We start from the raw sequence: 11,733 nt of genomic DNA, 5'->3' as shown, positions 1-11,733 counted from the left end.
TTCATCACCTACCATTCAATCTCGGCCAGCGGCGTCGGGTGCGCGTTGGGCGTGATCGACTGAATCTGCGCGTCGTTGATTCGAATCACCAGGTCACCCATCTGCGCGATGGCACTGTTGTGGGTCACGATGATCACCGTGGTCGCGGTCTGTTTAGCGGCGTCTTGGATCACCTGCAAGACCTGCTTACCGGTCTGGTAATCCAGCGCCCCCGTGGGTTCGTCGCACAGCAAGAGTTTCGGGTTCTTGGCGACGGCGCGGGCGATGGCCACGCGTTGCTGCTCCCCACCAGACAACTGAGCGGGAAAGTTTTGCGCGCGGTCCTGGAGCCCCACCAACGCCAGCGTGTCGTCGACGTCTCTGGCGTCCTGGGTGATCTGGGAAGCCAGTTCGACGTTCTCGCGGGCGGTCAGGTTAGGAATCAGGTTATAGAACTGAAACACGAACCCGACGGCTTGACGCCGGTAGGTCGTAAGTTGTTTTGGAGAAAACTGGGCGATGTCTACCCCGTCGATCAAGACGCGACCACTGGTGGGCGAGTCCATCCCCCCAAGAATATTGAGTAGCGTGGATTTTCCGGCGCCGCTGGGTCCCAGAATGGTCACCACGGCGCCTTGGTCCACGGTAAACGAGATGTCGCGGTTGGCCACCGTGGTCTGGTCGCCGCTGCGAAACTCGCGGGTCGCGTGTTGGACTTCGATATAGGCCATGTGCCTACCTCCTTTTGTGTATCCGGTTACATAAATTCATTTTAGCACGTTCCCCCGTAAACCTGCCGGTCGATATCATTGCCGACCAGCTCAAAAGATTGATCTAGAGGTGTCAGTGCCTCCGGGCCAGTCAGAAATGGGCTGGAACGGGGTGGGCACGGCTTCGAGCCCGTAAACCAGGTCTCGAAGACCGACCTTTGTCTAAGTCGGCTGAAAAACGTCGACTAAGACAAACGACACCCCTGAGCCCATTTCTGACTGACCCTCCAGCCTATATTGGTTATAGCGGCAACTCGATTATGGTCAACTAATTGCCAGTAAATAACCATTCTAAGAGGGAAACGCTCCTAGGCCCGCAGACTCGCCATGGTCTGCGTCTGAAACCCCGCAATCAACCCGTGAATCGTGGTCAACGACTCACGTTGCCCGGTCAACAGCCACTCGCGCCAAATCGCGTAAACCCCGGCACTCATGAACTTAGTCCAGTAGCGCCGCTGTACCGGCGTTAGGGGCGTCTCCGCCAAAGTGGTCTGGTAAAAAGCCTCCATATTCTGGTTAAACACCTGCCGAATAATCTCCTCAAATCCTCGTTGGGTGGCCAGCTGCAGGGTCGGCGCCAGCTCCTGGAAAAACTGACCCATCGCCGCTAGTTTTTCGGCCTGCGGGACGCCGTTGACCACATCGTTGAAACGCGCGGTCAGCTTAGGCCGAAAGTACGCCGCTAAGAGGTCGTCGAGCGTTTCAAAGTTGCGGTAAAAGGCCATTCGACTGACCCCCGCGCGTTTGACCACCTGGGTGACGCTGATGGTGTTCAAGTCGTGCGTTTCCAATAACTGCAAAAGTGCCGTGGTCAGGTACGTTTGCGAGTCCTGTTTCAGTTGTTGAGCGTGTTGGGTCGCTGCCATAACAATTCCTCCGTTCTGTCACAGATGCCCAGTAGTCGCTTGTTTTCGGGCTAAGTCCATTGTATAGTCTGGTCACAGACGTTACAAGTGTCACACAAAACTAAATCTGATTTAACTAAAAAACTGGAGGAATTTTCCATGCAAAAACAACTCGTGAGCGTTACCGGCGGCAGCGGCTTCATCGCCATTCACATCATCTTACAACTCCTGCAACGGGGCTACGCGGTCCGGGCCACGGTCCGGAACCTGGCCAAACGTGCCGTTATCGAAGACATGCTGACCAACGGCGGCATCACCGACTTCAGCGACCTTGACGTCGTTGCCGCCGACCTAGGCAGTGACACGCACTGGGACCAGGTCATGGCCGGTGCCACCTACGCGATTCACGTGGCCTCGCCCACCCCGAAACTGAATTTCAAGCACGAAGACGAGATGATTCGCCCGGCCGTCGACGGCGTCCGCCGCGTACTTCGGGCCGCCCGCGACGCCGGAGTCAAGCGCGTGGTGCTGACCTCGGCCTACGGTGCCATTTTCGCCGGCCACCCGCACCGAACCACCCCCTATACCGAAGAAGACTGGTCCGACCTGTCCGCCAAAAACATTCACCCCTACCAAAAGTCCAAGACGTTAGCCGAACAAGCCACTTGGCAATTCATCCGTGAAGAAGGCCAGGGCCTCGAACTTGCCGCCGTGAATCCGGTCGGCGTGATGGGTCCCGTCTTATCGGCCAAGTACTCCCACTCCAACGTGCAAATTCAACAGCTCCTCGAAGGTCAGGTCAAGGCCGTCCCGCACGTCGATTCCGGTTACGTGGACGTGCGCGACGTCGCCAGCCTGCACCTGCTGGCCATGACCAGTCCCCAGGCCAACGGGCAACGTTTCCTGGCCACGACCGGCGAGACCTTATCGATGCTCGACGTCGCCAATCTTTTACGGGACGCCTTCCCGCAATACGCAGCCAACTTACCGACTAAGATCATCCCCAACTTAGCCGTCAAAGCCGCGGCCGTCGCCAACCCGCAACTGCGGATGATTGCGTCCATCGTGGGCCGGTACGCCGGCACCAGCAACCACAAGGCCCAGACGCTGCTCAACTGGCACCCCCGCTCCGCCAAGACCGCCATCCTCGCCACGGCCCAGTCCATGATCGACCTGGGCATCGTCAAATAATCTCATTAAAACCGGCCCGTCAGATGACACCTGATGGGCCGGTTTTGGCGTTAGGCCACCGATGTTTCTAATCCCACAACCGGTCTCTTTTACGTCCCGTGAGCTAATGCGTGGTCAAACCACCTGGAAACTCGTATATTTAATGGTAAACACTATGAAACGAGGGGATTGGAATGCGTCATTGGCACATTTGGCTGGGCCTCATCACCCTGGCCCTCACGCTTAGTCTGGGTGTTCCGACCGCTCAGGCCGCCACCAAGTCCAAGGGGTTGATCCTGGACAACGCGCGGCAGTACTATTCCGTGACCACCATCAAAAAATTCATTCGCGAGATTCACGCGGGCGGCGGCACCTTTTTACAGCTCCATCTGACCGACGACAGCCGCTACGGCGTGGAAAGTGCCAAGCTCGGCCAGACCGTCAAGGCCGCGAAAAAGAAGGGCGACGTCTACTACAACCGGAAGACCAAGCTAGCCTTCTTGAGCAAGAAACAGTTGCGGGCTTTAGTGGTCTACGGGCACCAACGCCACGTCGAAGTGATTCCGGAGATCGATACACCCGGGCACACGACGGCGCTGATCAAGCTCCTTAAAACGTCGAGTAAGGCAAACCGCAAGCTGGCGCAGCAAATCGCCCACGGCAACGAACTGAACCTCCACGTCAGTCAAACCCAGCGTTTCGTCAAATCACTATTGGGTGAATACACCGGCCTCCTCTACCGGGGCCAACACCTGGCCATCGGTGGCGACGAGTACAGCAGTACCACCAAGGCCACCCAGCCCACGGCGGTCAGCTATACCAACGGGTTAAACCGCTACCTCAACCGCAAGGGGCTCAAGACCAGTATGTGGAACGACGGGTTGATGCGCGCTGATTTACCCAAGCTCGACCACAATATTTTGGTCACCTACTGGAGCTACGACGGGGAAACCAACGACGCCAAGCTGATTCAAGCCCACCGGCAAATTCGGGCGACGCTACCCCAGCTCAACGCGGCCGGGTTTCAAACCATCAACGCCAACCTTTGGTACCTCTACGTCATCACCCGGCCCAAGACCTTCGTCCCCGCCAACGTGACCTATTGGCAACAAGATCTGACCCGTAACTGGACGGTCCAGGTCTGGGACAAGACTAGCCATCAGGATTTAGCCACCAGCGCTAAGAACATCGGCTCGGCCATTTCTATCTGGGGCGACGGAAAGAAGACCTATTCACAAGCCCAGGTCTACCAGAAGACACGGCCCTTCTTGACCACGTATTTTCAGTTGAAGTAAGCAAACGGCAGCCGCAGGGGCTGCCGTTTGTCGTTGTCCCAGTGATTTAACCAACCGCCCTCCGGAACCGCGACCCGGAGACATAACGTTTCGGCCCCATAACCACGCCCCGACACACCAGTTCAAATAATCGACTTACTATTGGCGCAATTAATTAGCCAATCAACCATCATTTTTTCCCGGTGGCCTTAGAATGAGGGCAACTACTAAAAGAAATGAGATGGTTTTGATGTGTACTAGTTTAACTTACAAAAACAGTCGAGGGGATCATTTCTTGGCTCGGACCATGGACTTCGATCTCGATTTCAAGGCCCGCATCATGGTCATGCCGCGCAACCGCGTGGTGGCCGGGGACGCCGGCGAATACACCACTAAATACGGGTTCGTGGGCGCCGGGCGCCTCTTAGGTCACGAGATGTACACCGACGGGGTCAACGAGTGTGGCGTGGGGGTCGCCACCCTGTATTTCCCGGGAAATGTCTACTATTACGACGACACCCCGGCCGATAAACTCGGCTTGGCCCCGCAAGACTTCGTGGCCTGGGCGCTAGGCAACGCCGCCAGCGTCGACGACTTAGCCGAGAAGGTCGAACAGATTGCCTTGATCAACCAACCGACCGACTTCATCGGGGCGGTCCCACCCCTGCACTTCATCATCAGCGATACCACCGGCAAGACCATGTTACTGGAACCGCAGGGCGGCGAGCTCCAGCTGATCGATGACCCCGTGGGCGTGATGACCAACTCACCCGACCTGGCCTGGCAGCTCCAAAACCTCAGCACCTATGGCACCCTGACTAACCAGGAACGGCCATTAACGCCACTGATGGGCCACGCGCTTGCCACCCAGGGGCCCGGCACCGGTGCGCTGGGGTTACCCGGTGATTTCACGTCACCATCGCGGTTCGTGCGGACCACCTTCCTGAAAAATTACGCCGCGCCGACCCATAACGTCGCCGATTCGTTGAACCTTCTCCAGCATATTTTAAATTCGGTCACGATTCCCAAGGGCGTCAAGCTCAAGGAAAACGGCCAAAGCGACTACACCGAATACCGCGGGTACATGAGCCTAGACGAACGGGCGTACTACATGGAACCCTATGATAACCTGGTTCTCCAGCGAGTGGCGTTGACCGACGACTTGTTAGCCCACCTGGACGCACCCCGGGAATACCCCATTAGTCATCAGGTCCACATTCAAAATTTAGCCCCCGATACCGTGGCGGACTAACCGCCAGCTCAAAAAATGCGCCCCACGACAATTACTCGTGAGGCGCATTTTTGAGTATCTAAATGGTTAAACGATTATTCCGATTTCTTCCGCCAACCAGCTAAGCCCAGTAAGCTCAGCAGTAGGCCTAAGCCCCCGGCTAACCAGCCCGTTGGTGCGGCCTGTTCGTCGGTTTGTGGTAATTTGGTGGCATCCGTCGTCGGTTGGTCCGCGGTCAGCCGCGACTGGTTGGTTGGGGTGCCAGCTGCGGTGCGCGTGGTCCGGTCGGTCGCCAACTGTTGGGCCCGCGGTGCGGTAACGGCGGCTGGCCGTTGATTCCCCGCAGCGGTATCCGCCGACCCCCCGGTCGTGACCTGATCCGGTTTTGTCGTGGTTGGCGTCGTCGGTTTCGTCGGGTCAGTCGGCTTCGTTGGTTGTTCCGGATCAACGGTGTCGCCACCGCCGCCTTGTTCATCCATCTGGGTGTACACGTAGGTCACGTCTTGATTTCCCGCCGTGTAGGTCCCGCTAGCGTTCGCCGGCGTCGTGGTCAGTTGGTAACCGGCAATCGTAGCGGCCGTAGTGGTGTAGGCATCGCCCACGGTCCCCGTTAATGTGGTTGGCGCTTGCAGCACGTTCCCCTGAGCGTCAACGTAGTGCACCGTGACCGTTCCGGTCGTCACTGGTGGCGTGACCGGCGTGGTCGCATCCTTACGGTAAACGTAAGTCACGTCGATGGCCGCGGCCCCGTAAGTCCCGGTGGCGTTGGCCGGTGTGCTGGTCAACGTGTACCCTGGGATGTCGACCGCTTCGGTGGTGTAGGCGTCACCCTGGTTCCCCGTGACGGTCGTGGCCGCTTGTAAGACGTTGCCGTCTTCATCGACGTAGTGCGTGGTGACGGTTCCTTGGTCCCGCGTGTAAACGTAGGTGACGATGACAGCCTCTTTACCGTAAACCCCAGTGGCGTTCGTTGGCGTGGTGCTCAGCGTGTAATACGGAATCTCCGCGGCTTCCGTGGTGTAGGTGTCGCCCTGATTGCCGGTCATCGTGAGGGCGTCTTTAAGGCTATTGCCCTGCGCATCGACGTAGTGGACGGTCACCGTGCCTTGGTCCTGCGTGTAAACGTAGGTGACGTTAATCGTGTCCGAACCGTAAGTCCCCGTGGCGTTGGCTGGCGTGGTGGTCAACGTGTAGTACGGGATATCCGCGGCTTCGGTCGTGTAGGCGTCGCCCTGATTGCCGGTCAAGGTCACCGGCGTCTTCAAGGCGTTCCCCTGCGCATCAACGTAGTGGACGAGGACAGTCCCTTGGTCGCGCGTGTAAACGTAGGTCACGCTGACGGGATCCTTACCGTAAACTCCGGTCGCGTTCGCTGGTGTCGTGGTCAGCGTGTAGTACGGAATATCGGCCGCTTCGGTGGTGTAATTTTCACCCTGATTCCCGGTGACCGTTAGCGGGTCCTGTAACACGTTGCCCTGGTCATCGACGTAGTGCACCGTGACCGTCCCCTGGTCGCGGGTGTAAACGTAGGTCACGGTAACAGGATCTTTACCGTAAACCCCGGTCGCGTTCGCCGGCGTCGTGGTCAGCGTGTAGTACGGGATGTCCGCGGCTTCGGTGGTGTAGTTTTCGCCCTGGTTACCGGTGACCGTAAGTGGGTCCTGTAATACGTTGCCTTGGTCATCGACGTAGTGCACCGTGATGGTCCCCTGGTCGCGCGTGTAAACGTAAGTCACACTGACGGGATCCTTACCGTAAACTCCGGTGGCGTTCGCCGGCGTCGTGGTCAGCGTGTAGTACGGGATATCCGCGGCTTCCGTGGTGTAGTTTTCACCCTGATTGCCAGTAATCGTTACGGGGTCTTGTAAGACGTTGCCCTGGTCATCGACGTAGTGCACCGTAATCGTTCCTTGGTCCCGCGTGTAAACGTAAGTCACACTGACGGGGTCTTTACCGTAAACTCCGGTGGCGTTCGCCGGCGTCGTGGTCAACGTGTAATACGGGATGTCCGCGGCTTCCGTGGTGTAGTTTTCACCCTGATTGCCGGTAACCGTTAGCGGGTCCTGTAACACGTTACCCTGGTCATCGACGTAGTGCACCGTGATGGTCCCCTGGTCGCGAGTGTAAACGTAGGTCACGCTGACGGGGTCTTTACCGTAAACCCCGGTCGCGTTCGCCGGCGTCGTGGTCAGCGTGTAGTACGGGATGTCCGCGGCTTCCGTGGTGTAGTTTTCACCCTGATTCCCGGTGACCGTCAGTGGGTCCTGTAATACGTTGCCTTGGTCATCGACGTAGTGCACCGTGACCGTCCCCTGGTCGCGGGTGTACACGTAGATGACGGTCTGGGCCGTGGCCGCGTAGGTCCCGGTGACGGGCGCCCCGGTCGTTTCCTTAAGGGTGTACCCGTCAACGGCCGCGGCCGTCGTGGTATAGGTCGCCCCTACGAGTTGTTCTTGATCCTGGTTCAAAACGACACTCGGCGCAATCTCATTACCTTGTTCATCTTGATATTTCGCCGTTACGGTCGCGGCCGGATTGGCTAATTCGTACGGTTGAATGACGTAGAAATACGTAGTCCCATCCTCAACGTAAGCACCAGTGAGGTAGTAGTAATGGTCCACGGGAACTACTATCGCGCCCGGGTACGTCGTGATTGGGTCGTAGGCGTCTGGATCTTGAACCGTGTTAAAGTCTAGGCCCCCATCGCTAGCCTGTACGGCGTTGCCCCCAATGAAGTAGAACTTGTAAGTGAATTGATTCGTTTTATCGTTGAATATGACTGGTACCGCAATTGACCTTCCAGTCAATGCAACCGTAGTCCCATCCTGGAGCTTATACCCCCCATCAAGATGGGCCGTTCTGGTCACGCTATTCACCAGAATTGACGGTAAATAGATCACCTGTTGGCCCCCGTAAAAGGAGGTGTATTGGTTATCCTTCAGGGGTGAAAAGTCCCCAATTTCGTTCAACGTTAGACCCAGAGACTTCAGGTTCTTCAGCCCCGCCAGTGGGGTTACGTCCTTAATCCGGTTACCTGTTAATTGTAGTTCCGTCAAATTTTGAAGGTCCGCAAGTGGTGATAAGTCGACAATGCCCCCATAATAGGCCGTGGTCTGCCGTGATTGTAACAGCAAGTATTGCAGGTTAGTCGCGTACTGTAGTCCCTCTAAGGAGTAATCAACGCCTTCGCCCAGGTAGGTTTCATCATCACCACTCAATCTCGTGAGCAGTGCCATATCTTCCTGCGTGATATCCGCGGCACTGTTCCAAGTCCGCCCCGGGTTATTCTTTTGTAACGTCTTCAAGACTAAATCTTGTAATTTCTTGTTGGGCATCCACTCGTCGATTGATTCGGCCGCGTCCGTCAAGGCCGCCGTCTCCGCCACTGGGGCCATCGCGGCCTTAGCCGCCATCATGGTCTTACCGGCCGTCGCCGCATCGTTAACGGGTTCGGGTGACTGATCATCGGTTGATTTCGTGACCGTGGTCTCCTCCACCGGTGGCGTCGTGGTTTCTTCTGTCGTGGCTTTTTCCATCGTGCTTTCTTCCGGTGCCTTAACTGGGTCCGTGGCCGATTCTGCCGGTGTTTCCGGGTCCGTCGTGGTTGGGTCCGTGACCGGGTCGTTGTCTTCGGTCGTCGGTTCATCCGTCGAAACGTCCGGCGTGGATTCGGTCGTGGCCGGTTCCGTAGTCGTTGGTTCAGCGGTTGACTTTTCGGTCGTCACCGGGTCGTTGCCGGTTGGGTCGGTCACCGACTTTTCCGCGGTCGATTCAGTCGTCGCCGGTTCCTGCGTGGGTTCGGTCGTCGGGTTGGACAAGGTGACTTCAGACGATTGCGTGGTTGAGGTCGTGGTGGTCGTGGTTTCGTTGGAACCGTTGTCATTTTCGGTCGTCTCCGCATGAGCGACCGTGCCCCCCAAACTCATGAACGCTAACGTCATGGCTGCCGCACTGGTCAGAACCCAACGATTCTGCCGCATCTTTTTTGATAATAACTTTTTCGTATTCAAAATGAGTTCCCCCTCAAGTCTGGTCTTGCCAGGCATTAAACTTAGCCATTTTTATCCGAAAATAAAAGCATTAATCATATAATAATCTCAGTATAACATCGTTCTTAAGGTTTAGCCACAGACTAAACTTTACAACAACTGATATATCGCCATACTCTTTAACTATCCCTTTAATATCAGGGATTAATGGTAAGGATGATTGATTAACTCGACTTATTATGTCTGGTTACACGTCCGCTAATTTGGATAAATGCTTGTGGCTGTTAATTAAAATTCCTATCGTTAACCATCCGATAATTACACAAAATAAAAGTGCACCGGTCAACGATTCGACCAATGCACTTGTGGGGAAATTTAACCCGATTATTTCCCGGGTTTTTATCATCCTTAGATGCAAATAGCCGTCAAGCTCGTTTGAACTTGACGGCTATTTTTTAAGCGGCATTTCGTTGACGTTTCATCGTCCGCGCGGCGCGGTGTTGTCGAATCAAGAGCGTACTGATCAACACGACGATGACCAGGACCAAGACTAACGCCAGCACCATGATGTTGTGCATCCCCTGATACAGGATGGTGCGCATGGCCGGTAATAATTTAGCCGGGAGCCCACTCGCCGTTTGCGAATTGGTCAGCTTGTTCAGCATGCCCATGGTGATGCGCCCGTGATTGGCTTGGACGCCGGCGGCCAGAGCCTTACTCAACACGACCCCGTAAATCGAGGACATGAAGGTCTGGCTTAGGATCCGGACCAGGTAGGCAAACGAGGTGGCGATTGGCACGTCGTTTGTGGCCACGTCACTTTGAACGGCGACCTGGAGAGTGGTGAAGCAGACCCCGATACCAAACCCGTTAAAGGCCCCCATCACCAATAGAAAGGTGTAACTAGCCGTTTGGGCGACCCAACTCATCCCGATGAAGGTCACCAGAAACGTCAGGGTCCCCATGGCCAGTACCCCGTACCGCCCAATTTTAGGTTGGACGGCCGGCGCCAATTCAGAACCGATAAAGTTAGCGATGGAGCCGGGAATCTGCGTCATGCCCCCAATCAGTGCGCTAAGGCCCATGATTCCCTGCGCCCACATCGGCACGTAGATGTTAAAGGCCACAAACGCGCCCCAGAGGACGGCGAAGATGATCAGATCGATGACTAACTTGGAATTGCGAAACAACCGGTTGGGAACGATGGGGTCCGTGACTCGGTTTTCCACTCGGTGCATCCAGCCCAAGAGACCTACACCCACGACGACCAGGCCAACGGTCCAGCCCAGCGGTTGGGTGCCCAGCAACTGAATACCCGTCAGGATGGCTACTAAGCCTAAGACCATCAGGACCGAGCCTTGATAATCCACCGGTTGTTGGTTCCGTTCGCGCGTCGATTTAAAGAAGAGCGCGACGATTCCCACGGAGACTAACGCCAGCGGTAGGTTGACGTAAAAGACCCAGTGCCAGCTGAAGGTGTCGACGATCCAGCCCCCGAAGAGCGGGCCAATAATCGACGCGGTACTGAAACTGGCCGAGGTGATGCCAATCACCTGCGCGCGCCGTTTCAAATTTTCGAACAATTGGGCGTAGATGATGAAGGGAATGGTACTCATTCCCCCAGCACCTAACCCCATTATTCCCCGGGCAATAATGAACCAGGTAATGTTACTGGCTAGTCCTTGAAACAGTGCCCCCACGGCAAATACCGTGGTCGCCGTGATGTACGCACATTTATTGCCCTTCCGTTCACCGAACTTACTCCACAGCGGCGTGGCGACGGCCATCCCTAATAGGAAGATGGCCACGATCCACCCCATGTACTGAATCCCGTGCAGGTCACTGACGATGGCCGGCAGTGCCGTGTTGATGATGGTCCCGTCCAGCCCCGCCATGGCGTTCGACAGCAGTAAGGCAAACGTGATAATAATTTTCCGATTTCGACTCACTAATCTTCTTCCCCTCAATGAACTCATTTAAGAATAAGTGCAAAAGAATACAACACTTAAAATGTTAGTCCGGCAAGCAATTGCTTGTCAATAACTTCTCCTGAGTGTAAGGGGTTTCGTTGTTAAGTGAACTACTCGGCCGTAAACGACCGAGCTTCTGGGAACATTGAGGAGTGTTTAGGCCGTTATGTCGGTATGCCGAGTACCTAACTCACAGAACTCAACTCTTTTACCAAGGCTAGTCCCTAGCCTGATAGACTTTATTGGGCCGTTTTTAGCCCTCTATGTAAGATATTAACGGCCGCATTGATATCACGATCGTGGTGTGTCCCACACTTTGGACAAGTCCATTCGCGAATTTCGAGCGGTTTCTGACCACTTTGATACCCACAGCTAGCGCATTGCTGACTAGTATAGTTGGGGTTCACCACAATGAGCTGCTTACCATACCACTGGCACTTGTAAGCTAACATGGTTCGAAACTGGTACCAACTCGCATTGGCAATTGACTTGGCCAGGTGATGAT

Annotated in this window: 8 protein-coding genes; 3 read left to right on the top strand and 5 right to left on the bottom strand. The window is 55.8% G+C overall.

The genetic code is table 11. The annotated features are described in order from the left end of the window. Positions 1-8: 8 nt before the first annotated feature. Together FD38_RS12035 and FD38_RS12030 are read right to left on the bottom strand one after the other, a co-directional pair. The gene (locus FD38_RS12035) at positions 9-710 is read right to left on the bottom strand and encodes an ABC transporter ATP-binding protein (RefSeq protein ID WP_057734503.1); all 702 of its coding nucleotides are present in this window, start codon (positions 708-710) and stop codon (positions 9-11) included. A 347-nt stretch (positions 711-1,057) separates the two neighbouring features. Next, positions 1,058-1,615, bottom strand: coding sequence for a TetR/AcrR family transcriptional regulator (locus tag FD38_RS12030; RefSeq protein WP_057734501.1), 558 nt, complete (start codon positions 1,613-1,615; stop codon positions 1,058-1,060). Positions 1,616-1,753: 138 nt separating this feature from the next. Between FD38_RS12030 and FD38_RS12025 the strand changes: the two genes are divergently transcribed. The 3 genes from FD38_RS12025 to FD38_RS12015 all read left to right on the top strand — a co-directional run bounded on the left by FD38_RS12025 (position 1,754) and on the right by FD38_RS12015 (position 5,290). Continuing rightward, on the top strand, positions 1,754-2,785 hold the full coding sequence (locus tag FD38_RS12025) for an SDR family oxidoreductase (RefSeq protein WP_057734500.1): 1,032 nt from the start codon (positions 1,754-1,756) through the stop codon (positions 2,783-2,785). 173 nt (positions 2,786-2,958) lie between these two features. Next, positions 2,959-4,059: a family 20 glycosylhydrolase gene (locus FD38_RS12020; RefSeq protein WP_057734499.1), complete on the top strand. Its 1,101-nt coding sequence runs from the start codon at positions 2,959-2,961 to the stop codon at positions 4,057-4,059. 229 nt (positions 4,060-4,288) lie between these two features. Then, positions 4,289-5,290 carry a choloylglycine hydrolase family protein gene (locus FD38_RS12015; RefSeq protein ID WP_057734498.1) on the top strand — a complete coding sequence of 334 codons (1,002 nt, stop codon included), beginning with the start codon at positions 4,289-4,291 and terminating at the stop codon, positions 5,288-5,290. A 74-nt stretch (positions 5,291-5,364) separates the two neighbouring features. On the opposite strand, the gene FD38_RS12010 is transcribed toward FD38_RS12015, so the two are convergent. The 3 genes from FD38_RS12010 to FD38_RS12000 form a co-directional block, all read right to left on the bottom strand. Next, entirely contained in the window at positions 5,365-9,279 is a 3,915-nt protein-coding gene (locus FD38_RS12010) for a MucBP domain-containing protein (protein ID WP_057734497.1), read from the bottom strand. 434 nt (positions 9,280-9,713) lie between these two features. After that, positions 9,714-11,234: an MFS transporter gene (locus tag FD38_RS12005; RefSeq protein ID WP_057734496.1), complete on the bottom strand. Its 1,521-nt coding sequence runs from the start codon at positions 11,232-11,234 to the stop codon at positions 9,714-9,716. Positions 11,235-11,467: 233 nt separating this feature from the next. Continuing rightward, positions 11,468-11,733 (bottom strand): RNA-guided endonuclease InsQ/TnpB family protein (locus tag FD38_RS12000; RefSeq protein ID WP_157058832.1); only part of this gene is annotated, 266 nt, incomplete at its 5' end.

It is taken from the genome of Levilactobacillus zymae DSM 19395 (assembly GCF_001434115.1).
Lineage (GTDB): Bacteria > Bacillota > Bacilli > Lactobacillales > Lactobacillaceae > Levilactobacillus > Levilactobacillus zymae.
This window is presented reverse-complemented; position numbering and strand designations above follow the sequence as displayed.